The organism is Yersinia frederiksenii ATCC 33641, assembly GCF_000754805.1.
In the GTDB taxonomy this organism is placed as follows: Bacteria; Pseudomonadota; Gammaproteobacteria; order Enterobacterales; family Enterobacteriaceae; genus Yersinia; species Yersinia frederiksenii.
In genome coordinates, this window is record NZ_KN150731.1 from 160,232 (window position 1) to 185,642 (window position 25,411).

Below are 25,411 nucleotides of genomic sequence, written 5' to 3' on the forward strand. Positions count from 1 at the left end.
CTCTGTCTGAGAAGGCTTAACGCCCAAGAAAATTAGGTTTGCGTTTCTCCATAAAGGCGCTCATACCCTCGAGATAGTCGTCGCTATCGTAGACTGCCCGCCGCATACCTTGGATGCGCTCAAATTCATCAGAATTCATGGTATGGGCTTCACCCAGCACGCGAAGTTCTTCTTTAATGACAGCAATGGCCAGTGGGGCTTTTTCGGAAATGACATGGGCCAATTTTAAGGTGAAATCTTCCAGTTCTTCAGGTTCAACCACATGATTGAGAATGCCCACTGACAGTGCACGCTGGGCGGTAATTGGGGCGGCGGTAAAAATCAGCTCTTTCACAATGTGAAAACCGGCATCACGAATCAGGTTATGAATACCGACTAAATTATAGGGAACCCCCAAATTTACCGGTGTCATTGAGAAGGTCGAATTACTGCAGGCGATGATAATATCTGAACTCATAATCATCTCGAATGCACCGCCCCAGACGCTACCTTCAACCATAGAAATGATGGGTTTCGGATACTTTTGAATGACACGCGTGATCTGGCGTAATGGGTCGTCATAGGACAGCGGATCCCGTCGGCCGGTGGGTAATTCGTGGATATCATGGCCGGCGGAGAACACTTTGGAACCTTCAGCCGCGCGCAAAATAATGCAGCGAATATCGGTGTTATTGAGGTCATGCAATGCCTGCATTAAATCATCCATAAATACTTTGCTTAAGGCATTGAGCTTGCGGGCATAATTGAACTCAATGATGCCAACCCGATTGGCAATCAACACTTTGACATACTCATAAGACATAATCATTTCCCTCTAATGGAAGATTTTTTGTGTAATGAAATCGGTGATGGTGCTAATTCCAGCCCGCGGTGAGATTTGGTTTTGATGCAGTAAGGTTGCAATGTGCTGATAGTGTTGATGTAAATCAGGGCGGGCAAACAGCGCCGCCAGCGCATTGGCCTCAATTTGTTGGCGAACCCAAGCCAAATTTTGCCGCTCGCGCAAGGCCGCCAATTGCCCACTGTTTGCCATAATCGGCCAGAAGGTTTGTACTGCTTGCCAAACGTCACGAATACCGCGTTTTTCAAGAGCACTACAGGTGAGAACTTGTGGCTGCCATAGCGGATATTTTCGTCGGATAATTTGCAGTGCGCTGTGGTACATATGGCGGGAAATTTCAACATTGACGTGATTCTCGCCATCATCTTTATTGATGATAACGAAGTCAGCCATTTCCATAATGCCTTTCTTGATGCCTTGCAAATCATCGCCAGCACCGGCAATTTGCAGCGATAGAAAGCAGTCCACCATGGCGGCAACTTCTGTCTCCGACTGACCAACACCGACAGTTTCTACAATAACGATGTCGTAGCCTGCCGCTTCGCACAGTAAAATCAGTTCTCGGGTGCTTTGGCTGATCCCGCCAAGATGACCTCTTGAGGGGACGGGCCGGACAAAAGCGTGCTCGGCACGAGACAAATTCAACATGCGCGTTTTGTCCCCTAAAATGCTGCCGCCACTGACTGGGCTGCTGGGGTCAACAGCAATTACCGCCACCTTATGTCCCTGCGACAATAACTCCTCACCCAGTGCCTCAAGAAAGGTACTTTTCCCTGCACCGGGTGTGCCAGTGACGCCTAATCGTTTGGCCTGTCCGGTATAGGGCATGATGCCATCCAGCATTTGGGCACTGAGCGCTCGATGCTGGGGGAGGCTGCTTTCCGCCAGTGTCATGGCCTGCGCCAGGGCAACGCGCTCACCTTGGCGCAAGCGGCAGATATAATCGTCCAGATTGTCGCGGCTAATCATGATGGCGACTGATGAGTTGTAAAACGTCACGCACGCTGGCGAGCATTGGGGTGCCCGGCCCATAAATGGCGGCAACGCCACGTTCACGCAAGAAAGCATAATCTTGTGGCGGAATAACACCGCCTGCGACCACACAAATATCCTGACGTTGGTAATGACGCAAAGCTTCAATCAATTCAGGAATCAATGTCTTGTGGCCTGCTGCTAATGAAGAAGCACCAATGACATGGACATCGTTCTCTACCGCCAGCCGGGCGATTTCATCCGGTGTCGAGAACATCGGGCTAAGGTCAACATCAAAACCAAGGTCAGAATAAGCGCTGGCAATCACCTTAGCGCCACGGTCGTGACCATCCTGCCCCATTTTGGCGATCAGAATTCGTGGGTGGCGGCCATTCTCGGCAAGGAAATGTTGGGTTTGAGCCAGTATCTGATCAAACTCTTGTGCATCTTTTTCACTCTGATGGTAACTGTGTGCAATCACCCCGGTAACACATTCGCTGGGGACCAGATAGCGATTAAACTCCACTTCCATGGCATCTGAAATTTCACCCAGAGTGGCACGCAGGCGAGCAGCCTGAACGGCGGCTTCCAACAGATTTTCATCATGCCCGGCGGCGTGGCGCAGATTAGCCAAGGCTTGCTGCACTGCCTCGTTATCACGTTCGGCACGAATGCGTTTTAATTGCGCAATTTGTTCATTGCGCACTTTAACGTTGTCAATTTCCAGTACTGGCGTTTCGCTTTCTTTCTCCAACTTGTATTTGTTGACGCCAACAATGACTCGCTTCCCTTGATCAATCAGCGACTGCGCACCGGCGGAGGCTTCTTCAATCATGCGTTTGGGCAGCCCGGCCTCAATGGCTTTTGCCATACCGCCAACATCATCAATCTGTTTGATAATGGTTCTGGCCTGTTTAACCATTTGATCTGTTAGTGACTCGACAAAATAGGAACCAGCCAGTGGGTCGATAGTGCGGCAAATTTCGGACTCTTCCTGAATAATGATTTGCGTATTACGAGCAATACGTGCTGAAAAGTCAGTGGGGAGACCGAGGGCTTCATCAAAGGCATTAGTATGTAAAGACTGCGTCCCGCCCAGGGTTGCGCCGAGTGCTTCGATAGTGGTGCGAATAATATTGTTGTAAGGGTCTTGCTCGGTCAGACTCCAGCCCGAAGTTTGGCAGTGAGTCCGCAGCGCTAATGATTTAGGGTCGGTAGCACCAAACTGGCTCACGGCCTCACTCCAGAGATAGCGAGCCGCGCGCAGCATGGCGATATTCATAAACAAGTCCATGCCAATGCCAAAGAAGAATGAGAGGCGAGGGGCAAAGTCATCGATATTTAAACCGGCACTCAGTGCCGCTTTGATGTACTCAATACCATCGGCAATAGTAAAGGCCACTTGCTGTACACAATTGGCCCCGGCTTCCCCCATGTGGTAGCCGCTGATGCTGATGGTGTTAAAACGCGGCATATTTTGGGAGCTCCAGGCGATGATGTCTGAAATGATACGCATGGAGGGTTTGGGCGGGTAAATATAGGTATTGCGGCACAGATACTCTTTCAGAATATCGTTCTGAATAGTGCCCGTGAGCAGGGCGGGAGCCACTCCTTGTTCTTCTGCTGCCACAATGTAAAACGCCATAATAGGCAGCACTGCACCATTCATCGTCATGGAGACAGACATTTTGTCCAGCGGGATTTGGTCGAACAGGACTTTCATATCTTCGACACTATCAATGGCGACGCCGGCTTTACCGACATCACCAGAAACTCTCGGGTTATCAGAGTCATAACCGCGGTGAGTCGCCAAATCAAATGCGACCGACAGGCCTTTTTGCCCGGCAGCCAGATTTCTGCGATAAAACGCATTTGATTCTTTTGCGGTTGAAAAACCGGCATATTGACGAATTGTCCAAGGCTGAGCGGCATACATGGTGGCACGCGGTCCTCGGACATAGGGAGCAATCCCAGGGAGCGAACCGGTTACCTCAAGTCCATCAAGATCTCTGGCGGTGTACAGTGGTTTTACTGCAATACCTTCCGAGGTTTTTGTCACTAAATCTTCGATACGCTTTCCGCGCCTGCTGAGTTCTTTATTAGCCAGGCTTTCCCACTCGCGAATATCCGCCATTTGTCTTACTCCCAATTTCTGGCAATAGAATTCCTATTGAGGAGAGTAAAAATTTCCTCAATGAAGGCTTTTGATTTTATTTAAGTAAGCGCTTTTTGACGGAAATTGTCGCGGGCAAAAAAGAACAGGGTTAACAGTCATTATTAGACGGCGGCAATACGTCTAATCTGTGGTTTTGTTCAAACTTTTTTAGACAAAGTTGATTTCATCGCTGAATATTCAGGCATAAAAAAGCACCCTGACTTGTTGGTTATCCAACTTTTGGGGTGCTGTTTACGATATTCTGATCAAAGCTTACTGTGGGTTAGCGAATTAGAACCGTTCTGGATGTAACAACTGTTCGACGGCTTTCTGTGCATTAAGCCAATGTTGCCCGCCAAATAAATTACTGCGGTTCAATAAATAATAAAGTTGATAAATGGGCTGGCGTTCAATAAACCCAGCAGGCAGCGGCCAGACACTCTGGTAGCCATCATAGATCTGCGCGGGTAATGCAGGGTAGAGCGGTAACATGGAAAGATCACATTCTCGGTCACCCCAATAACAGGCGGGATCAAAAATAACCGGCCCATTAGTACTGGCGGCACAGTTAGCAGGCCATAAATCGCCATGTAATAAAGAAGGTTGTGGCTGGTGGCTTTGTAACCGCTCTTGAACGAGGTGGGTGATATGGTCGATATCACCAAACGACATTCCTTTTTCAGCCGCCAATTGTAATTGCCAACCAATACGCTGTTCAGCAAAAAATTGTGCCCAGCGACGTTGCCAACTATTAGGTTGCGGCGTGGTGGCTAAATCATTATCAAAATCTAGCCCAAATTGCAGTTGCTCACTCCATTGATGTAAATGCGCTAATTGTTGCCCGAGGCAATAGGCATTATGGGCATCGAGTGGTTTGAGTGGAATATATTCAAGTAGCAGGAAACTATAATCACGGTCGCTACCGACACCATAAACTTCAGGTACCTGCACGGTTTTGCTGCGAGCTAATAAAGAGAGTTGGTCTGCCTCGGCAGTAAATATGGGCAGCATCTCACGAGTATCACATTTGACAAAAACCTCAGTTTCACCATAACTGAGACGCCAAGCTTCGTGAATATCGCCGCCAGGTAATTCGGTTCTTTCCCGAATTTCTGCGGGGCCAAGATATTCACCTAACAGACGATTCACTGCTTGCCACATGATTCACCCCCTATTAGCTACCTACCTGCAAATCTAGTTTCGTGGGTATAGATCATTAGGTTAGCGTCTTTATCCTGTAAATAACAAGAGCTGATGCACTGAGATACCCGTACGGGATCAAGTAAAAGACAGATTCTGCGCTTAATTCGCGACATATTTTCGATAACGTCAATGAGTTATGGCTACAGAAATAACACAGCGAAAAATATGCTAAGCAATATCTAGAGTAATAAATAAGCCGTAAAGTTTGAATGCTGTATGGCCTATATTTAATTGTAGCGAGTCTAATGACTCAATTGATTATAGCAGGTTACTCTTTGCGCTGTTTTCAGCGCCTTCATCTGATGTTTTAGTGGCTATTGTGCGGCCTTTCAGCGGTTTTATATGGTTATAAATCAGTGCGACGACAAAGAATAGAGCCTGAATAATCACAATACAGGGACCAGTGGCACCATCAATATGGAAGCTGATCAATGTCCCTAATACGCACGCACTGACAGAGACCAGTGTGGCTACCACCAACATTTGATCAAAACTGCGACAAACCAGAAAGGCGATAATACCGGGCGCTATCAACATGGCGATGACTAAAATAACCCCAACCGCCTGCAATGAAGCCACGATAGTCAATGCTAACAGGCAAAGTAAACCATAGTGCAATAACTTAACCGGCAAGCCAATTACACGGGCGTGGTTTGGGTCAAAGCAATACAGCATGAAATCTTTACGTTTTAACAGCACCACCAACAGAGTGAACCCGGCTATCCATAAAGTTTGTTTGAGCTCAGCCAGTGAAATACCCAGCATATTGCCGAACAGAATATGACTAAGATGCTGATCAGTATCCATACGGGAAAACAGCACCAGCCCGAATGCGAACATACCGGAGAACACAATTCCCATAACCGTATCTTCTTTGACTCTACTGTTTTCCTTCAAATAACCGGTCGCGACGGCACAAAAAATCCCTGAGACAAAAGCCCCAATAACCAGTGGGATGCCGAGCCAAAAAGCCAATACGATACCGGGTAATACAGCGTGAGAGATAGCATCTCCCATCAGTGACCAGCCTTTTAGCACCAGATAGCAAGATAATATTGCGCATACCACGCCGGTTACGATAGCGGCAACTATCGCCCGTTGCATAAAGGGATAGGCGAAAGGTTCACTGACCAGACTGAACAATGTATTCATACATTATCCTCCGGACGCGCCGTGGCAGGATGACGGCGCTTCTGGCGAGTTTGATAACGAGTTGCCAGTAAGCCGTGTTTAGGGGCAAAGAAAAAGGCTAACAAGAAAACCAGTGTTTGCAATGTCACAATCACGCCACCCGTGGCGCCATCAAGATAGAAACTGAGATAGGCACCAAAAGCACTGGTGAAAGCGCCGATGGCGATAGCTATCACTAATAAACGGCCGAAACGGTCAGTGAGTAAATAGGCGGTCGCACCCGGCGTCACCACCATGGCAATGACCAGAATTGCGCCAACGGTCTGTAAGGCCGCCACCGTGCAGGCACTTAACAAGGTGAAAAATAGAATTTTTAGCCGCAATGGCGATAATCCTATCGACATGGCATGGCTTTCATCAAAAAACACCGCCAGCAAGTCTTTCCAAATCAGACAGAGAATCACAAAGGAAACCAAAATAATAATTTCCACCTGCAACACATCTTCATCGGCTATCCCCAAAATATTACCGAAAATAATCGACTGCACATTTACTGACGTTGGATTGAGGGAAACAATTAATAGCCCGACGGCAAAAAAGGTAGAGAAAATAAAGCCGATGATGGCATCTTCACGCAGGCGGGTGATGTGGCGTACTAGTGTCATGGCCAATGCTGCCAGCATGCCGGTAAAGAATGCTCCTGCAGCATAAGGTAGCCCAAGGGCGTAAGCGCCGGCAACACCGGGAACGACTGAATGCGAAAGTGCATCGCCCATCAACGACCAGCCCTTCAGCATCAAATAAGCCGATAGGAACGCACACACAGCGCCGACAATCGCACTGACCCAAATGGCCTTGACCATGTAATTGTAATTAAAGGGTTGCAGTAAAATTTCCAGCATCAGGGATTTTTCTCCTTCGACTGGCTTTGTGCCGGCGGATCATTTTTAGTATGACCATAAAATACCGCAGGGCGCTCATCATCGGTGATGACCGTTACGGTACGCGGGTCGTTATCATCATGCAATGTATTGCCAGACAAGTTGATATGGCGCAGCACACCACCAAAGGTCATTTCAAGGTTCTTTTGGGTGAAGGTAGTTTCGGTTGGGCCTGCCGCCAACACCGTTTGATTAATTAGAATAACGTGATCACAAAACTCTGGCACACTGCCGAGGTTATGTGTTGAAACTAAAATCAGATGACCTTCATCGCGTAGCGCGCGCAACAGATCAATAATGGCATTTTCTGTTTTGACATCAACACCGGTAAACGGCTCATCCAGCAATAAAACCGAGCCTTGCTGGGCGAGCGCCCGCGCCAAAAACACTCGTTTTTTCTGCCCACCGGACAGTTCGCCTATCTGACGTGATCGTAATGCCGTTAAACCCACTCGCTCGATAGCTTTATCCACAATAGCTTTATCTTCACGGCTCGGAATACGCAGAAAATTCATTTTACCGTAACGGCCCATCATCACGACGTCTTCCACTAATACCGGGAAGTTCCAGTCCACATCTTCTGTTTGCGGCACGTAAGCGATAGTGTTTTGCTTCAGGGCATGGCTAATCGGTTTATTGCTTAACTCGACTTTGCCTACGCTGGGCTTGACTAAGCCCATAATGCTTTTGAACAGGGTCGATTTACCACTGCCATTGACACCGACTAGTGCGCAGATAGTCCCGCCAGTGAGTGAAAAACTGGCGTCATAAATAGCCGTATGCCCATTGTTGTAGGTGACAGTGACATTATCCACGATCAACTCTGGGCGGACAAAAACAGCAAGACTCATTGACCAAATCCTTTCGCGATAGTTTGCACTGTGGTGTTAATTAGGTCGATATAGGTAGGAACGGGTCCTTTCTCATTCGACAACGAATCAACATATAACACCCCACCGTATTGCGCACCGGTTTCTTTACTCACTTGTTTGGCCGGCTTATCAGAAATAGTGCTTTCACTAAATATCACCGGAATTTTATTCGCCCGCATAGTATCAATGACGTGCCGTACTTGTTGCGGAGAACCTTGTTCTTCGGCGTTGATTGGCCATAAATACACTTCTTTAAAACCATAATCTTTCGCCAGGTAACTGAATGCTCCTTCACTGGTCACCAACCAGCGCTGTTCTTCTGGAATACGGGATAAACGCTCACGTAATGGGGCATCCAAGGCGGCAATTTTTTCCGCATAAGTTTTGGCATTGCGGTTATAGGTTTCAGCATGAGCAGGATCATGTTCAACCAGTGCTTTGCGAATATTTTCAATATATATCAATGCATTTGATGGCGACATCCAGGCATGGGGATTAGGAATACCTTTATAAGGCCCTTCACGAATAGGCAATGGCGTAATGCCATCGGTGACGACGGCCGAAGGGACATCTTTAATATTTTCGAAGAATCGTTCAAACCAACGTTCCAGATTCATACCGTTCCAGAGTATCAAATCCGCAGATTGCGCTTTAACAATATCCCGCGGGGTAGGTTGATAGTCATGAATTTCAGCCCCTGGCTTGGTTATTGACTCAACGATGGCGGCATCACCGGCGACATTCTGTGCAATATCCTGAATAATTGTGAATGTCGTCACAATTTTGAATTTTTTATTGTGATCGCTGGGCTTATTTTCTGCCAACACCGAGGTGCTAATCAGTGATGCAATTGTCACGAGCATAAACAGGGTTACGGCGTGTAAAAAACGAGGTGTTAAGTGGCTAATGGGGTGCAGGTAGGGTATTTTTTGCTTAGTAAACATGGCGATGTTCCCTTTCTTTAAATGAAAATGATTATCAATATCATTAGCGATAATGTCAAGACCTGCCATACAATAAACTAAAACTTACCGATAGTTACCGAATATAGCCTGATCATTATCTTGATAATGGTCAAACTAGCCCAAAAAATCTATTTGGACGAGGTGACAACTTGTATATGCTACAAAACGGCTTATTAGCACGGGGAATACTGTGAATCCAAAAGTCGGTTGCCTAATGGCAATTTTATTGCTGGCGGGGTGTGCCAAACAAACCCCTCCACCGCAATCTAATAACGGGTGGCTGAAGAACGCGCCACAAGGTGGTTTCCTTAATGCACCGAAAAGCAGCGCCGGTTCAAGTACAGTTGCGTATAGCGATGTAATTAAACAAGCAGCCAGCCATTATGGTGTTGATGAAACTTTAATTAAAGCCATTATCCAAGTGGAGTCGGGTTATAATCCTGATGTGGTGAGCACCTCAAATGCAGTGGGTTTGATGCAAATTAAAGCTTCTACTGCAGGTCGTGATGCGTACCGAATGAAAGGGCGCAATGGTCAACCGAGTTCTGGTGAATTAAAAGATCCGGTGAAGAATATTGATATTGGGACGGCTTATATCAATATTTTGCAAAACCAGCAGTTAGCGGGAATTAGTGATCCGCAGACATTGCGTTATGCAACTATCGTTTCTTATGCCAACGGGGCGGGTGCGATGCTGCGGACTTTCTCATCAGATAAACGTCTGGCAGTGAATAAAATTAATAGTCTTAGCCCGAACGAATTTTATCAGCATATACAGAAGAAACATCCGGCCGCACAAGCGCCACGTTATTTGTGGAAAGTGGATACTGCTTACCGGGCGATGTCAGAGTAATATTAAAACGCTAACCGATGTAGTCGATAGATGCTGTAACTTGGTATTAATAAGTATCAACATCGGCTAGCGTTTCTCTCTTAACTCGCGTTATTTGTTATGCAATGGCGGAGGGGTAGTTTGCGATAATATCCAGAATGCCATTAATAATAAACTGCACGCCCATACACACTAGTAAAAAACCCATCAGACGTGAAATTGCTTCAATACCACTTTTACCGACCCAGCGCATAATGGCGCCAGAGCTGAGTAGCGATCCCCATAAAATTAGCGACACACTCAGGAAGATCAGTACCGGTGCAACCGTTACAACCCACGGACTGAACAGGGTATCGCCTTTTATTGACGCAGCGGAACTGATAATCATGGCAATAGTTCCCGGCCCCGCAGTACTAGGCATAGCTAATGGCACAAAAGCAATATTGATAGATTTACGCTTTTTTAAATCCTGCGATTTTGCTTCAAGCTGTGTGTCTTCCGCCGATTGTTGAGGAAAAAGCATCCGAAAGCCGATAAATGCGACAATCAACCCGCCCGCAATACGCAAACCTGGTATCGAAATACCAAAAGTATTCATGACGACTTGCCCAGCATAATAAGCAATAGTCATGATAAAGAAGACGTAGATTGATGCCATCTTTGACTGCTGATTGCGCTCTTCGCTGGTCATATTACCGGATAACCCGAGCAATAAGGCCACTGTCGTCAATGGGTTTGCCAAAGGCAGTAGCAATACTAAGCCTAAACCTATGGCTTTAAATAATTCAAGAATACTCTGCATCAATCTTGCTCCGAAAATAACATCAAACGTACCCGATAAAAGAAAAACATCTCAGGCAATTAATCGTATAGCGCGTAAATATACCCATATACGAAATTATCACTTTGCTACTCTACGCGATACGTTGGGCAAAAGGCCACACCCAAAGCCATTGGTGTTACAACAGGGTAGTGAACCAACCTATCCCAATGCATTCACTAAGGTTGGTGATTTGAGTGAGTTAGAACAGGGGTAACGATAAGGGATTGGGGGATATGTGATGCAGATCAAATCCCTGGCGAGCAACAGTTGGTTCAATACTGCAGATCCAGAATAATCATAGCAGCATCAATTTCAGCAAGGAATAGGGTTTTGTGTATTTGTGATATCAGCGTTGAAGATGAATATATTCGCCAGCCCTTATCGGCTTCAGCGGCATGGGTGTTAGATACACAAGCTGCGCGTACGCGTGGGCGTTTGCGTTTTTTAAAACCGAAACGCGAAGCTCGCCCGCGCTGGCGCTTAGCACCACTCAAAGATACCTACGAAATTCGCTTTTATCCGAATCGTTTACCCGAGCTTTGGTTTTTTAGTGCGGAAAACGCATCACGAAAGCGGCTCTGAATGATGTTCCATAACCGGGTATTCTCGCAGTTTTGTTTGACAGTAGAGTAAAGTGAATTTATTGAAACCACTTGGTTCTATTTTAAATAAATCGTCTTTTTATTCGCTATAGCGCTACTTTAACTGGGAGCCCAGCATGGCATTCTCTGATAATGAACGTAATATGTTGCTGGCTGTAAAAGGGGTAGGGCCAACGGTTATTACGCGGCTGGAGCAGCTCGGTTTTACTACTTTGGCTCAACTGAGTCAGGCCGATATGAATGAGATTGTTAGCAGCGCTGCAGCTATGGTGGGGTCAACATGTTGGAAAAACAGCCCGCAAGCGCGCTCGGCAATTCAGGCTGCAATAGATTTGGCTAAAAAACACCCACTTGGGTAAATATGTTTCAGCCATGATCATCTTCCTTAATTTCTCGTTTTTAAATCTTTGTTTTATCTCGTGCTACTTATTTCTTCTCTTGCGGTTTAGTGGAGTAGGGCATCAGTAGCTCATCTAATACCTGCATTCTTTCCTCTATTGGAATATACAGCCAGCGCGTAAACCATGATGTTTCTTCCGTGCATTGTTGATGCGTTTGGCGAAAGTAAACTTCGAGACCTGACAGAACCTCGGTGATTCTTTTCATCATATATCTCCCCTTGTTGACTAGTGAGTAAATCATAGGCAACAAAATGCGGAAGAAAAACGGATGGAATCTATTTTATTGTTCAGTATTTATCAGTGCTTGGTTGATATGAGTAGGTAAAAATATTTGTGGGGGGGAAAGTGAGGTGTAAGGTGCCGCGTATTGTACAGGGAATGACCAAATAAAACGCCCCGACTGCGTAAACAATCGGGGCGGCGTTCCAGTAACCATTGCTACACGGAAACGGAAATTGATTATGGGCACTTCCTGTAGAAATAGCAATACACCCAGTACTACTCAAAAGCAATAGATCATAATGTAAATCATTGTTGGTGATGATAAACACCTTTACACAACTGACACCAACAATATGTATGATAAAATCCATGTCATCTTGTCTGCAAAAATTGCCTTGGCGATTCAGTTGTTTGTGTTTAGCTATTATTGGTGAATTGCTAATTCTAAAACAAATACATTTTAACCCTTCAGAACGCGTTTTAGCGATTGGGAGCATGCTATGGTCGGCCCGTTTATTAACAGTGCTGGGATAATCCTCGGCGGTATTGTCGGTGTATTACTCGCTCGACATGTTCCCAAACGGTTGCAAGAGGGATTACCGGCCACATTTGCCTTGGCCTCAATTTGCATTGGTATTGTGATGGTGGTGAAAGTTCATTTTATGCCTGCAGTGATTTTGGCATTAATTATTGGAACAGCGGTGGGGGAGTTATTATCACTTGAGCAAGGCGTAAAATGGGGAGCAAATAAAACTCGCGGTTTGCTGGAGCGAGTTATCCCATCACGTAGTACCTTGCCACCGCAAGAGTTTGCCCAGAGCTTTACTGCCATGATTGTGTTGTTTTGCGCAAGTGGCTTGGGTGTTGTCGGTTCTTTGACAGAAGGTATTACTGGTGATTTTCAGCTGTTATTTGTTAAAGCGCTGATGGATTTTTTCACCGCGTTAATATTTTCTATTTCGCTGGGTATTGCGCTGGTGGCAATTGCTATTCCGCAATTACTCATTCAAATCGCATTGGTTTTACTGGCAAAGCTCATTATGCCCTTTATGGATGACATCGCCTTTGCCGATTTTTCTGCCTGCGGTGGGATTATTATGATCGCAGTGGGTTTACGGATTGCTCAGATTAAGATATTTGCTGTAGTGAATTTTCTGCCGGCCTTACTTTTCGTCGTGCCAATATCTTACTTATGGCGTTATTTAATGGCATGAGAATTTTAGGGAGTGATATTGCCAGTTTCTGAAACGGTGAACTTCGTTGCAAATACCTGTCATCGAAGTAACCGTTTCAGTGTGGTGTAATGATATGTTTTTATTTGATTATTTTTTATTTAACCAATTTTCCGGCACAAAAACTTACCTTTAATCACGCCATCAAAAAAACGACCTTTTGAAACCACAGACATAAAATTCTGGTGAACACGCTCAGGGACGCCAAGATATTGATAAATCCCTTGTTCACGGAATTGTATCTCCAGCATGCGATTTTCAGGATCATAACCAATCGACAAAATTCTGGAGGATGTAACAGGTTGTCGCTGCAATAGTTGACCCTCAGTTATACGGTGTTGATATTATGGTGATCATAAAGCATTTTAAGCATGATAACTTTGTCGGCGATCATTATCACTGTTTAGTGAAAATATCGCTGATGTATTTTCACGAGGCACTTCATTTTGATGTCAGGTGCTGGATAAATCACAGTGGCGGATAACCGTGATAGTGTTTGTCATTATATTGAGTAGTGATAATATGAATTCCCTTTGCGACATGATCTCTGTCACAAAGTAGATTGTGTACACAGTTGCGGACCAATATAACAAACGTGGGTTAAATTGATGTCGCAACTTTTTGAAATTAAACAATAATTACGTCTTGCATGTGATCTGTCGTGTGGGTCACCACTGTAGATAAGGAATTAGAATGCCTGTTATTACCCTTCCTGACGGCAGTCAGCGTCAATATGATCACGCCGTTTCTGTGCTTGATGTTGCTTTAGACATCGGTCCCGGCCTGGCAAAAGCCTGTATTGCTGGCCGTGTAAATGGCGAACTGGTGGATGCCAGTGACCTGATCGAATCTGACGCGCAACTGGCCATTATTACTACCAAAGATGCTGAAGGTTTGGAAATTCTCCGCCACTCGTGTGCCCACTTATTGGGGCATGCTATTAAGCAACTTTGGCCTGATACTAAAATGGCTATCGGCCCGGTTATCGACAACGGTTTCTATTACGATGTAGATATCGACCGCACTCTGACGCAGGAAGATTTGGATCTGCTGGAAAAGCGGATGCACGAGCTTGCCGATAAAGATTACGATGTCATCAAGAAAAAAGTGAGCTGGCAAGAAGCTCGCGATACTTTTGCTGCGCGTGGTGAAGATTATAAAGTGGCTATCTTGGATGAGAATATCAGCCGCGATGATCGCCCTGGTTTGTATCACCATGAAGAATACGTTGATATGTGCCGTGGTCCACATGTGCCCAATATGCGTTTCTGCCATCATTTTAAATTGCAGAAAACATCTGGTGCCTACTGGCGTGGCGACAGCAAGAATAAAATGCTGCAACGTATTTACGGCACGGCTTGGGGTGATAAAAAGCAACTAAATGCTTATCTGCAACGTCTGGAAGAAGCGGCCAAACGCGACCATCGCAAGATTGGTAAGCAATTGGACCTTTACCACATGCAGGAAGAAGCGCCTGGAATGGTGTTTTGGCATAACGACGGCTGGACTATCTTCCGTGAACTGGAAACTTTTGTGCGTACCAAGCTCAAAGAGTACCAATATCAGGAAGTAAAAGGGCCGTTTATGATGGACCGTGTATTGTGGGAAAAAACCGGACATTGGGAGAACTATGCTGAGCATATGTTCACTACATCGTCGGAAAACCGCGAGTACTGCATCAAGCCAATGAACTGCCCAGGACATGTGCAGATTTTCAACCAAGGGTTGAAGTCATACCGTGATCTGCCATTGCGTATGGCTGAATTTGGTAGCTGCCATCGTAATGAGCCATCAGGCGCGCTACACGGCTTAATGCGCGTCCGTGGTTTTACCCAGGATGATGCTCACGTCTTTTGTACTGAAGAGCAGGTTCGCGATGAAGTGAACAGCTGCATTAAGATGGTGTACGACATGTACAGCACCTTTGGCTTCGAAAAGATTGTGGTCAAGCTGTCTACTCGTCCTGAAAAACGTATTGGTAGTGACGATTTATGGACCCGTGCTGAAGACGATTTAGCGGCTGCGCTGACTGAAAATGGTATTCCATTTGATTATCAGCCGGGTGAAGGTGCCTTCTATGGCCCGAAAATTGAATTTACCTTGCATGATTGTTTGGATCGTGCGTGGCAGTGTGGTACCGTACAGCTCGATTTCTCATTACCGGGCCGCTTAAGTGCGTCTTACATCGGCGAAAATAACGATCGTCAGGTGCCAGTAATGATTCACCGGGCTATTTTAGGGTCAATGGAGCGCTTCATCGGTATTTTAACCGAAGAATATGCAGGCTTCTTCCCAACTTGGTTAGCTCCGGTACAAGTCGTGGTGATGAATATCACCGATAGCCAGTCTGATTATGTCCAACAAGTGACCAAAAAACTGCAAGATGCAGGGATTAGGGCAAAAGCGGACTTGAGAAATGAGAAGATTGGCTTTAAAATTCGTGAACATACGTTGCGTCGGGTTCCATATATGTTGGTCTGTGGCGATAAAGAGGTCGAATCAGGCAAGATTGCCGTTCGTACCCGCCGTGGTAAAGACTTAGGAAGCTTGGACGTCAACGTGGTCGTAGACCAGCTGCTAACAGAAATTCGCAGCCGTAGTCTTCATCAACTGGAGGAATAAAGTATTAAAGGCGGAAAACGAGTTCAACCGGCGCGTCCTAATCGCATCAACAAAGAGATTCGCGCCACAGAAGTTCGCTTAACAGGCGTCGATGGTGAGCAGATTGGCATTGTCAGTCTGAATGAAGCTCTTGAAAAAGCTGAGGAAGCTGGTGTTGATTTAGTAGAAATCAGTCCGAATGCCGAGCCGCCGGTTTGCCGTATTATGGATTACGGCAAATTCCTCTATGAGAAGAGCAAGTCGACAAAAGAACAGAAGAAGAAGCAAAAAGTCATTCAGGTCAAGGAAATCAAATTCCGTCCTGGTACCGATGATGGCGACTATCAGGTCAAACTACGCAACCTGATTCGCTTTCTGGAAGATGGCGATAAAGCCAAAATCACCCTGCGTTTCCGTGGGCGTGAAATGGCGCACCAACAGATCGGCATGGAAGTTCTTAACCGTGTCAAAAAAGATCTGACTGAGGATTCTGATCTGGCCGTTGTGGAGTCTTTCCCGACTCGTATCGAAGGTCGTCAGATGATCATGGTGCTCGCACCTAAGAAGAGACAGTAAGGCATACAAGTAGCAGGCTTCTCTGCGTTTACGCAGCAAGGAGTCTGTTCGCCTAGCTAGCTCGTTGTAATTAACAATGCGAAGTGGATATATTCAATGCCAAAAATTAAGACAGTACGCGGCGCCGCTAAGCGCTTCAAAAAGACCGCTAATGGTGGTTTTAAGCGTAAGCATGCTAACCTGCGTCATATTTTGACCAAAAAAGCTACTAAGCGTAAACGTCATTTACGTCCAAAAGGCCTGGTATCTAAGAACGATCTGGGTCTGGTCGTGGCATGTCTGCCGTACGCATAAGTAATTTTGGTTTGAATTAAGACGATAGGAGAAGTAAATGGCTCGCGTAAAACGTGGTGTGGTAGCACGTGCACGTCACAAAAAAATCTTAAAGCAGGCGAAAGGTTACTACGGTGCCCGTTCGCGCGTTTATCGTGTTGCTTTCCAGGCAGTAATCAAGGCAGGCCAATACGCCTACCGTGACCGCCGTCAACGGAAGCGTCAGTTCCGCCAATTGTGGATTGCACGTATCAACGCAGCTGCTCGTCAGAATGGTCTGTCTTACAGCCGTTTCATCAATGGTCTGAAAAAGGCTTCTGTTGAAATTGACCGTAAGATCCTGGCTGACATCGCAGTATTCGATAAAGTGGCATTCTCTGCACTGGTCGAAAAAGCGAAAGTAGCTCTGGCGTAAGTCAGAATTGAAGAGGGAGCTTGTCTCCCTCTTTTAATCTTTATCTTCTTGGAAAGAAGGTCGCTGTTATGATGCATGCCGTTACTTTTCGCTTCTTTTTTTACTTTAGCGCCTGATTTCAGGAGGCTTGCGCGTAAGAATAGAAACGAAAAATAGCGCCTAAGCCTCCCATCGTGGAGGCTTTTTTGTTTGTATTTCAGGGGCCTACTCGAGCCTTTGAGCTGGAACTACTTGCGGTGTTTTGCTTAAGCCAGCATTTTTAGGTAAACCGGTAGATTCTTATAAGAGTGTTGAGTATTAGATTTTTAGCTATTGAGCTTGTGTCAGCGGCTTTAAATGGCTGCATTTCTATATAGTTAACAAATTATATAACATTAATTTATATACCCAAAGGATGCGGAGTTGCAGCTAACAAGCTTGTGGCTTCAAGTTCTAAGGGGATAACTACAAGCGGGCCATACCGGCCAGAGGAAGAGGAAACAATGCCACATCTCGCAGAGCTGGTTGCCAAAGCTAAAGCAGCCATAGAAGATGCCCAGGATGTTGCCGCGTTGGATTTGGTACGCGTCGAATATTTAGGCAAAAAAGGCCACTTGACCCTTCAAATGACATCGTTACGTGAGCTGCCAGCTGAAGAGCGACCAGCAGCAGGCGCCGTCATTAATCAGGCTAAACAAGAAGTACAAGAAGCACTTAATGCTCGCAAAGATAAGCTGGAATCAGCCGTTCTGAATGCTAGATTATCAGCTGAAACTATTGATGTCTCTTTACCAGGGCGTCGTATGGAAAACGGCGGGTTACACCCGGTAACCCGCACTATCGATCGTATCGAAACCTTCTTTGGTGAATTGGGCTTTTCTGTTGAGTCCGGCCCAGAAATCGAAGATGACTATCATAACTTCGATGCATTAAATATCCCGGCTCATCACCCAGCTCGCGCAGACCACGATACTTTCTGGTTTGATGCTACCCGATTACTGCGTACGCAGACCTCTGGTGTACAGATTCGTACCATGCAAGGCCAACAGCCGCCGATTCGTATTATCGTGCCGGGCCGTGTTTATCGTAATGATTATGACCAAACACACACACCGATGTTCCATCAAATGGAAGGGCTGATTGTTGACCGTGATATCAGCTTTACTAATTTGAAAGGCACTTTGCACGACTTCTTGCGTAACTTCTTTGAGGAAGATCTGCAAATTCGCTTCCGCCCGTCTTATTTCCCGTTTACGGAACCCTCCGCTGAAGTGGATGTAATGGGTAAAAATGGCAAGTGGCTTGAAGTGCTAGGTTGCGGCATGGTGCATCCAAATGTATTGCGAAACGTTGGTATCGACCCTGAAGTTTATTCAGGTTTTGCATTCGGTATGGGGATGGAGCGCTTAACGATGTTGCGTTACGGTGTCACCGATCTGCGTGCATTCTTTGAAAATGATCTGCGTTTCCTCAAACAGTTTAAGTAAGGCGGGAATATCTCATGAAATTCAGTGAACTTTGGTTACGCGAATGGGTAAACCCAGCCATTAGCAGTGATGATTTAGCCCATAAAATTACTATGGCCGGTTTAGAGGTTGATGGCATAGACCCAGTAGCCGGCGAATTTAATGGTGTAGTTGTCGGCCACGTTGTTGAATGCGGCCAACATCCAAATGCCGATAAATTGCGCGTCACCAAAATTGATGTAGGCGGTGACCGTTTATTGGACATCGTTTGTGGTGCGCCTAACTGTCGCCAAGGCTTGAAAGTGGCTGTTGCCACTGTGGGTGCTGTGTTGCCGGGCGATTTCAAAATTAAAGCGGCAAAACTGCGCGGCGAGCCATCCGAGGGCATGCTGTGCTCTTTCTCTGAACTGGCTATTTCAGAAGATCACGATGGTATTATTGAGCTCCCAGCTGATGCGCCGATTGGTGTTGACCTGCGTGAATATCTGCACCTGGACGATAAAACCATCGAAATCAGTGTTACACCAAACCGTGCTGATTGTTTGGGTATTATCGGTGTAGCGCGTGATGTGGCGGTGGTAAACCAACTGCCATTGACCGAACCGGATATGAGCCCGGTTGCAGCCTCTATAAGTGACACTTTCCCTATCCGTGTAGATGCTCCACAAGCTTGTCCACGCTATCTGGGCCGTGTAGTTAAAGGGATTAATGTCACAGCGGCGACACCACTGTGGATGCGTGAGAAACTGCGCCGCTGCGGGATTCGTTCGATTGATCCGGTTGTCGACGTCACCAACTTCGTTTTGCTGGAATTAGGTCAACCGATGCATGCGTTTGACCTTGACCGTATTGATGGCGGGATTATTGTCCGCCTGGCGGCAGAGGGTGAAGAGCTCACGCTATTGGATGGTACTAAAGCTAAACTGAATGCCGATACTCTGGTTATTGCTGATCAGCAGAAGCCTTTGGCGATGGCCGGTATCTTCGGTGGTGAACATTCTGGTGTTAATGAAGAAACTCGCAATGTATTGCTGGAATCGGCATTTTTTAACCCACTTTCAATTACTGGGCGCGCGCGTCGACATGGCCTGCATACCGATGCTTCTCATCGCTATGAGCGTGGTGTGGATCCTGCGTTGCAACATAAAGCCATTGAACGTGCAACACGTTTGTTGATTGATATTTGTGGCGGTGAAGCGGGCCCGGTTATTGATGTGACAGCAACGGCTGAATTGCCAAAATGCGCCACTATTACTTTGCGTCGTGAAAAACTGGACCGCCTGATTGGTCACCATGTGCCGTCAGAGCAAGTCAGTGACATCCTGCGCCGTCTTGGTTGCCAGGTAACCGAACTGGGTTCTGACTGGCAGGCAGTAGCGCCAAGCTGGCGTTTCGATATGGAAATCGAAGAAGATCTGGTGGAAGAAGTTGCCCGCATCTATGGTTATAACAATATCCCGGATGTGCCTATCAAAGCTGATCTGGTGATGACGAAACATCGTGAAGCTGACTTACCACTTAAACGAGTGAAGACAGCTTTAGTCGATCGTGGCTATCAAGAAGCAATTACTTACAGTTTTGTTGACCCTAAAGTGCAGGCGTTACTGCACCCGCAACAAGACGCCTTAATCTTGCCAAGCCCGATCTCTGTTGATATGTCTGCAATGCGGTTGTCATTGTTGACAGGTTTACTGTCGGCGGTAGTGTATAACCAGAATCGTCAGCAATCTCGCTTGCGTTTATTTGAAAGTGGCTTACGCTTTGTACCTGATAGTAAAGCAGATCTTGGCGTTAGACAGGATCTCATGCTAGCCGGTGTGATTGCAGGGCATCGTTACGATGAACATTGGGATCTGGCGCGCCAACCGATCGACTTCTATGATTTGAAAGGTGATTTGGAAGCAATTCTGGAACTTACCGGCAAATTATCTGATGTTCAATTCCGTGCCGAAGCTCATCCGGCACTGCATCCTGGACAAAGTGCTGCAATTTATTTATCAGGGGAACACATTGGTTTCATTGGTGTAGTTCATCCTGAACTGGAACGTAAGCTTGATTTAAATGGTCGTACTGTGGTGTTTGAAGTGCAGTGGAACAAGCTTGCAGACCGCGCCGTGCCTCAGGCCAGCGAGATTTCGCGCTTCCCGGCAAACCGTCGTGATATTGCCGTTGTAGTGGCTGAAAACGTTCCCGCAGAAGATATTTTGGCGGAGTGTAAGAAAGTTGGCGCAAATCAGGTAGTTGGCGTAAACTTGTTTGATGTGTACCGTGGCAAGGGCGTAGCAGAAGGTTATAAGAGTCTGGCTATTAGTCTGGTGTTGCAGGATACCGCCCGTACACTGGAAGAAGAGGAGATCGCCGCTACTGTCGCAAGATGTGTAGAGGCGTTAAAACAGCGATTCCAAGCATCCTTGAGGGATTGAACCTATGGCGCTTACTAAAGCTGAAATGTCAGAACATCTATTTGAAAAGCTAGGGCTTAGCAAACGAGATGCCAAAGATCTGGTTGAGTTATTCTTTGAAGAGGTACGTCGTGCTCTTGAGAATGGCGAACAGGTCAAACTGTCTGGCTTTGGCAATTTTGATCTGCGAGACAAGAACCAACGTCCGGGCCGTAATCCGAAGACGGGTGAGGACATTCCTATTACGGCGCGCCGTGTGGTGACTTTCCGTCCAGGACAAAAGCTAAAAAGCCGGGTAGAGAGTGCCACTCCAAAAGAGTGAGTATTTTCAGAACAAAAGGCCGCGCAAGCGGCCTTTTTCTTTTTGGCCTTACTCCCTAGAAAGTTGAGGTCGTTATTGTTACTGGATCGGATTCTGTCTATCAGCAAACATTCGAGGTTCGGTTCAAGGTTCGAGAGAGTGCTATCTGAACACTGGCCTGATGCGCTTTGGCTATTTTCATAGAGGACTAGGGAGAGGATATATTATGGGTAAGTCACTGAGTGACGAACTAAATAAGGACTAATCTTAATTTTTAATAAAACAGGCAATCAACAATTATGAGAGATACATTATAAATAAACATGATGAAAGTGCCCATTATAATAAATTATTGATGCTAAAAGAGATAAGTTAACTTTTTATTGAAAATGATTTAATACGCTTTGGGTACATTTAGCCTGAAATAACTCGTTATTATAATGCATACTTGATCCCCCTCAATGACCAATACCGCCATGCTCGCGACCCGGTGGCGGGAAGATACAGCAAGCGGAAAGCACCGAGCTCAATAAAAGTACGGTTAGCATTAATGTCATTCGTCGCGTCATATCTGCCTCATCGTTCAATTATGTGGAAGTATAACCATTATTATTGTAATTCAATATGGATATAGCCACTGTCAACTCAGTGTTAAGAGGTGTTAGGAACAGTATTAAATAATAATATTAAGCATGAAATGATTGTATGGATATCGTCAGCGTTATGAAATGAAATAGAAAATGCGAAGTTATCTCATAGAAGAGGATTATTTTCGCTGATATAAATTTATTAACTGTTAATAATATATTCGGATTTATATGAAAAAATATCTCTTGCTACTGAGTGTTCTGTCATTAATGCCGCTGGTCGTGCAGGCAGATGTGTCACTTGATATCAATATACCCGGCATCAGCTTGCATTTAGGCGATCAAGATAACCGAGGCTATTACTGGGATGGCTATGATTGGCGTCCGCCACAATGGTGGCATGAACATCGTGGTGCTCATATTGGTGATCGTAATGAACGTGGCTATTATTGGGACGGAGGCCGCTGGCAGCGCCCATCAGTGCAAGATGGCCGCAATCCATTCCGTGGGCAAGAACATGGGGAACAACGGAATAATGACCGCAATGAGCATGGTAATCAGCCAAGGCGTAATGAAAATAATGGGCGTGGACAACCCGGCAAGAATGTTGGACAGGATAATAATGGCCCACAAGGTGGTTCAAATAATCATGGCAAGCACAATAATAGCGGTGGCGGCCAACTGGTTTATCCGCCACAGAATAAAGGCAACCGCTGATATATCTGGCCTCTTCTAGGATGCTGGTGGCCGTGTGCACAGACCCACAATTCAAAACCTTTTGGGCATAGCCAATAATAGATAAGCGCTAATTTTGCCGCTAAAATCGGTGGCAATATTAGTGACTTTTATCAAAAAAAGTCATATTTTTCATGCAAATCTTCCCCTTCTTACGTTAACACCCTAGTATATATCGCATCTTGCAAGTTGCAGATGTGTTGGCTGTAAACAATCACCCAAGTCACGGACTTGAGGTTCTCTTGTTGCCGCCTTCTATATACTGCAATCCATTGGGTCTCTCAGTGCCTAATGGGAATCTGATATCTTCAGGTAAATTCTGAGGTAATGGCCGAGGATGTAATGCAGACCAGTCAGTTATTTACCGTACTTCAACAGCGGCAACAGCAACGAGACCAACGTTACCTCAAAGGATTGGTTGTCACATTGATATTTGCGCTGGCTATCAGCTTGTGTGCCGGTGACATTTGGCTTTGGCCCACACAGTGGTTTAGTGAGAATGGACAATTATTTGTCTGGCAACTGCGTTTGCCCAGAGCCTTGGCTGTCATGATGGTGGGAGCCAGTCTTGCTGTATCTGGTGCGGTTATGCAGGCTTTATTTGAAAATCCGCTGGCAGAACCGGGTTTGTTAGGCGTCGCAAATGGCGCAGGTGTTGCGCTGGTTATGGCCGTATTACTGGGTCATGGATTGCTGCCTATCTGGTTTCTAAGTGCTTGTGCTATTGCCGGTGCTCTTTTAATGACAGCGCTGCTACTGGGTTTTGCACGGCGGCGTTTATTAACTAATGCTCGTCTGCTATTAGTTGGGGTCGCATTGGGGATCGTGTGCAGTGCCATTATGACTTGGGCCGTCTATTTCAGTACCAGTCTGGATTTACGCCAGCTAATGTACTGGATGATGGGGGGATTTAGCGGTATTGACTGGCGACAGCAAGGATTGGTGATAGCACTATTACCTATTGTGGTATGGCTCTGCTGTCAGGGCCGGGTACTTAATTTCATGTCGCTTGGTGAGCAGCAAGCAAGGCAATTAGGTATTTCTCTTCATCTGTGGCGTAATTTATTGGTGCTGGCCATTGGCCTATTGGTCGGTATCAGTGTTGCCTTGGCTGGCGTTATCAGTTTTATCGGACTGGTTATTCCACATATCCTGCGGTTAACGGGTTTAACTGATCAACGCCGATTATTGGTCGGATGTGCATTGGCGGGGGGAGGGATATTGCTACTGGCTGATGTTGTCGCGCGTATCGCGTTATTCTCTGCTGAATTACCTATTGGTGTTGTGACCGCCACATTAGGTTCGCCACTCTTTATCTGGTTGCTGACCAGAGTGAACCGTGTAAAGTGATCTGCTTAGCGCAGATTTATACCCTATAGGTTCATTTGTTTATCATTGCTGAATAAGGATTCTTCCTGATGAGTCATTCAATTTATTCCATTCCGGTAAAAACCATTGAAAGCCAATCAGTTAAACTGGAAAAATATAAAGGATCAGTGTTGTTAGTGGTTAATGTGGCCTCTCAGTGCGGCCTAACTAAACAATATGAAGGCTTGGAGAATCTGTATAAGACATACAAGCAGCAAGGGTTTGAAGTGTTGGGTTTCCCAAGTAATGAATTCGCCGGGCAAGAACCGGGGAGTGATGAAGAGATTCAGGCATTCTGCCGTGGTACGTTCGGCGTTGACTTCCCTATGTTTAGCAAGATTGAAGTTAATGGTCCGCAGCGTCATCCTTTATATCAGCAATTGATTGCGGCGAAACCGGTGGCAGTAAAACCGGAAGGCAGTGAGTTTTATCAACGGTTGGCGAGTAAAGGCCGCGAGCCGAAACAAGCAGGTGATATTCTGTGGAATTTTGAAAAATTCTTAATTGGCCGGGATGGTGTAGTACTTGAACGTTTTGCTCCAGATATGACGCCAGAAGATCCTATTTTGATTAGTGCGATCACTCAGGCATTGGCCGCTCACTAATCACCGATGGAAAAATTATTCTGATGCTATTGCAACTCAGCGATGTCAATGTAGGAACCCGCCTGGCACCTTTTTCTTCTCAGGTAAAAGCTGGGTTGCAAATTCATTTGATTGGCCCTAATGGAGCAGGGAAAAGTACTTTACTGGCTTCACTGGCTGGCCTGTTACCTGCAGGGGGCGATATTGTCTTGGCAGGAAAGCCGTTACCGCGCTATTCAGGCCATGAATTGGCTCGGTTGCGCGCATATTTATCTCAGCAGCAATCCGCTCTGACAATGATGCCGGTTTTCCAATATCTTTCTCTCTATCAGCCTGCGGGGGTTGCTGTGGAAGCCGTGGCAGAGACGATTGGCTATCTTTGTAACAGGTTACGATTAACGGATAAATTACCTCGAATGTTGTCACAACTTTCCGGTGGAGAGTGGCAACGAGTTCGTCTTGCTGCCGTGTTCTTGCAGGTTTGGCCGGATATTAACCCAGACAGTAAATTATTATTACTTGATGAGCCTTACACTGGTTTAGATGTGGCACAGAAAGTTGCGTTGGACAGCTTATTGCGCAAGTTTTGCTCCACCGGACGCAGTGCAATCATTAGTGCGCATGATCTGAATCATACCTTGCAACAGGCTGATCAAGTTTGGCTAATGGCGGGTGGAAAGGTGCTGACACAAGGGGGCACTAAGCAGGTTATGGCGGCGAATATATTATCTGAAGTGTTCGAAGTCGATTTTCAAATTCATAGTTTTAATCAACAGAATTGGATTATTACAAAAAGCGTTTAAAATTTACATTTACCTATTTATCTGAATTCAGTTTATCCAATAAATATTCTTTAATTATGATTTTCTCGTCAATTATTATAGTTCCGGCAGCTACCCACCTTAAACGATCAAATAGCACAACCCACCAAT

Annotated in this window: 27 protein-coding genes and 1 other annotated feature; of the genes, 16 read left to right on the top strand and 11 right to left on the bottom strand. The window is 45.9% G+C overall.

The genetic code is table 11. From position 1 onward, the window contains the following. Positions 1–16: 16 nt before the first annotated feature. From scpB to yfeA, 8 genes are all read right to left on the bottom strand, one after another. The gene (gene scpB / locus DJ58_RS23575; protein WP_032910159.1) at positions 17–802 is read right to left on the bottom strand and encodes a methylmalonyl-CoA decarboxylase; all 786 of its coding nucleotides are present in this window, start codon (positions 800–802) and stop codon (positions 17–19) included. Positions 803–814: 12 nt separating this feature from the next. Further along, positions 815–1,810, bottom strand: a complete 996-nt coding sequence (meaB, locus tag DJ58_RS23580) for a methylmalonyl Co-A mutase-associated GTPase MeaB (RefSeq protein WP_032910160.1) — start codon at positions 1,808–1,810, stop codon at positions 815–817. Further along, entirely contained in the window at positions 1,803–3,947 is a 2,145-nt protein-coding gene (gene scpA / locus DJ58_RS20575; RefSeq protein WP_004706542.1) for a methylmalonyl-CoA mutase, read from the bottom strand. Before scpA ends, meaB begins: the two co-directional genes overlap by 8 nt. A 312-nt stretch (positions 3,948–4,259) precedes the next feature. Next, entirely contained in the window at positions 4,260–5,129 is an 870-nt protein-coding gene (locus DJ58_RS20570) for a fructosamine kinase family protein (protein WP_004706543.1), read from the bottom strand. Positions 5,130–5,429: 300 nt separating this feature from the next. Continuing rightward, positions 5,430–6,323, bottom strand: a complete 894-nt coding sequence (yfeD, locus tag DJ58_RS20565) for an iron/manganese ABC transporter permease subunit YfeD (RefSeq protein WP_032910161.1) — start codon at positions 6,321–6,323, stop codon at positions 5,430–5,432. After that, complete coding sequence (yfeC, locus tag DJ58_RS20560) at positions 6,320–7,204, bottom strand: iron/manganese ABC transporter permease subunit YfeC (RefSeq protein WP_004706545.1); 885 nt, start codon at positions 7,202–7,204, stop codon at positions 6,320–6,322. The genes yfeD and yfeC overlap by 4 nt, the downstream gene beginning before the upstream one ends. Further along, positions 7,204–8,094: an iron/manganese ABC transporter ATP-binding protein YfeB gene (gene yfeB, locus DJ58_RS20555; protein WP_032910162.1), complete on the bottom strand. Its 891-nt coding sequence runs from the start codon at positions 8,092–8,094 to the stop codon at positions 7,204–7,206. Before yfeB ends, yfeC begins: the two co-directional genes overlap by 1 nt. Further along, positions 8,091–9,059: an iron/manganese ABC transporter substrate-binding protein YfeA gene (gene yfeA, locus DJ58_RS20550; RefSeq protein WP_032910218.1), complete on the bottom strand. Its 969-nt coding sequence runs from the start codon at positions 9,057–9,059 to the stop codon at positions 8,091–8,093. Before yfeA ends, yfeB begins: the two co-directional genes overlap by 4 nt. Before the next feature lie 211 nt (positions 9,060–9,270). Here yfeA and DJ58_RS20545 point away from each other — a divergent pair, with 211 nt between their 5' ends. Next, entirely contained in the window at positions 9,271–9,933 is a 663-nt protein-coding gene (locus tag DJ58_RS20545; protein ID WP_004706547.1) for a transglycosylase SLT domain-containing protein, read from the top strand. A gap of 97 nt (positions 9,934–10,030) precedes the next feature. Here DJ58_RS20545 and DJ58_RS20540 read toward each other — a convergent pair whose 3' ends face one another. Beyond that, entirely contained in the window at positions 10,031–10,714 is a 684-nt protein-coding gene (locus tag DJ58_RS20540) for a MarC family NAAT transporter (RefSeq protein ID WP_004706548.1), read from the bottom strand. A gap of 351 nt (positions 10,715–11,065) precedes the next feature. Here DJ58_RS20540 and DJ58_RS20535 point away from each other — a divergent pair, with 351 nt between their 5' ends. Next, entirely contained in the window at positions 11,066–11,317 is a 252-nt protein-coding gene (locus DJ58_RS20535; protein ID WP_032910164.1) for a hypothetical protein, read from the top strand. Between the two features lie 136 nt (positions 11,318–11,453). Beyond that, complete coding sequence (locus DJ58_RS20530; protein ID WP_004706550.1) at positions 11,454–11,696, top strand: hypothetical protein; 243 nt, start codon at positions 11,454–11,456, stop codon at positions 11,694–11,696. 67 nt (positions 11,697–11,763) lie between these two features. On the opposite strand, the gene DJ58_RS20525 is transcribed toward DJ58_RS20530, so the two are convergent. Then, positions 11,764–11,946: a hypothetical protein gene (locus tag DJ58_RS20525; RefSeq protein ID WP_004706551.1), complete on the bottom strand. Its 183-nt coding sequence runs from the start codon at positions 11,944–11,946 to the stop codon at positions 11,764–11,766. 514 nt (positions 11,947–12,460) lie between these two features. Between DJ58_RS20525 and DJ58_RS20520 the strand changes: the two genes are divergently transcribed. After that, entirely contained in the window at positions 12,461–13,174 is a 714-nt protein-coding gene (locus DJ58_RS20520; protein ID WP_004706553.1) for a DUF554 domain-containing protein, read from the top strand. A gap of 119 nt (positions 13,175–13,293) precedes the next feature. Here the strand turns inward: DJ58_RS20520 and DJ58_RS20515 are convergent, their stop codons facing one another. Next, positions 13,294–13,506 carry a KTSC domain-containing protein gene (locus DJ58_RS20515; RefSeq protein ID WP_005161573.1) on the bottom strand — a complete coding sequence of 71 codons (213 nt, stop codon included), beginning with the start codon at positions 13,504–13,506 and terminating at the stop codon, positions 13,294–13,296. Between the two features lie 379 nt (positions 13,507–13,885). On the opposite strand from DJ58_RS20515, the gene thrS reads away from it, so the two are divergent. The 12 genes from thrS to btuD all read left to right on the top strand — a co-directional run bounded on the left by thrS (position 13,886) and on the right by btuD (position 25,282). Next, a complete protein-coding gene (gene thrS, locus DJ58_RS20510; RefSeq protein WP_004706555.1) occupies positions 13,886–15,814 on the top strand; it encodes a threonine--tRNA ligase in 1,929 nt (642 codons plus the stop codon). A 3-nt stretch (positions 15,815–15,817) separates the two neighbouring features. Further along, the gene (gene infC, locus DJ58_RS22300; RefSeq protein WP_011816226.1) at positions 15,818–16,369 is read left to right on the top strand and encodes a translation initiation factor IF-3; all 552 of its coding nucleotides are present in this window, start codon (positions 15,818–15,820) and stop codon (positions 16,367–16,369) included. A gap of 96 nt (positions 16,370–16,465) precedes the next feature. Next, positions 16,466–16,663, top strand: a complete 198-nt coding sequence (gene rpmI, locus DJ58_RS20500) for a 50S ribosomal protein L35 (RefSeq protein ID WP_002211834.1) — start codon at positions 16,466–16,468, stop codon at positions 16,661–16,663. Positions 16,664–16,700: 37 nt separating this feature from the next. Continuing rightward, entirely contained in the window at positions 16,701–17,057 is a 357-nt protein-coding gene (gene rplT, locus DJ58_RS20495) for a 50S ribosomal protein L20 (RefSeq protein ID WP_004706556.1), read from the top strand. 67 nt (positions 17,058–17,124) lie between these two features. Continuing rightward, positions 17,125–17,247, top strand: a sequence feature (Phe leader region). Beyond that, positions 17,129–17,173: a pheST operon leader peptide PheM gene (gene pheM / locus DJ58_RS24060; protein WP_223300610.1), complete on the top strand. Its 45-nt coding sequence runs from the start codon at positions 17,129–17,131 to the stop codon at positions 17,171–17,173. Its footprint overlaps the feature before it by 45 nt. A 292-nt stretch (positions 17,248–17,539) precedes the next feature. Then, positions 17,540–18,523: a phenylalanine--tRNA ligase subunit alpha gene (pheS, locus tag DJ58_RS20490; protein ID WP_004706557.1), complete on the top strand. Its 984-nt coding sequence runs from the start codon at positions 17,540–17,542 to the stop codon at positions 18,521–18,523. A gap of 14 nt (positions 18,524–18,537) precedes the next feature. Continuing rightward, entirely contained in the window at positions 18,538–20,925 is a 2,388-nt protein-coding gene (gene pheT, locus DJ58_RS20485; protein ID WP_004706558.1) for a phenylalanine--tRNA ligase subunit beta, read from the top strand. A 4-nt stretch (positions 20,926–20,929) separates the two neighbouring features. Then, positions 20,930–21,226 (top strand): integration host factor subunit alpha, encoded by a 297-nt coding sequence (ihfA, locus tag DJ58_RS20480; protein WP_002211830.1) that lies wholly within the window; start codon positions 20,930–20,932, stop codon positions 21,224–21,226. Between the two features lie 797 nt (positions 21,227–22,023). Continuing rightward, positions 22,024–22,509, top strand: coding sequence for a DUF2502 domain-containing protein (locus DJ58_RS20475; RefSeq protein ID WP_004706560.1), 486 nt, complete (start codon positions 22,024–22,026; stop codon positions 22,507–22,509). Positions 22,510–22,869: 360 nt separating this feature from the next. Next, entirely contained in the window at positions 22,870–23,877 is a 1,008-nt protein-coding gene (gene btuC, locus DJ58_RS20470; RefSeq protein ID WP_032910220.1) for a vitamin B12 ABC transporter permease BtuC, read from the top strand. 68 nt (positions 23,878–23,945) lie between these two features. Then, the gene (locus DJ58_RS20465; protein WP_004706562.1) at positions 23,946–24,500 is read left to right on the top strand and encodes a glutathione peroxidase; all 555 of its coding nucleotides are present in this window, start codon (positions 23,946–23,948) and stop codon (positions 24,498–24,500) included. 23 nt (positions 24,501–24,523) lie between these two features. Next, the gene (gene btuD / locus DJ58_RS20460) at positions 24,524–25,282 is read left to right on the top strand and encodes a vitamin B12 ABC transporter ATP-binding protein BtuD (RefSeq protein ID WP_004706563.1); all 759 of its coding nucleotides are present in this window, start codon (positions 24,524–24,526) and stop codon (positions 25,280–25,282) included. Positions 25,283–25,411: the final 129 nt, after the last annotated feature.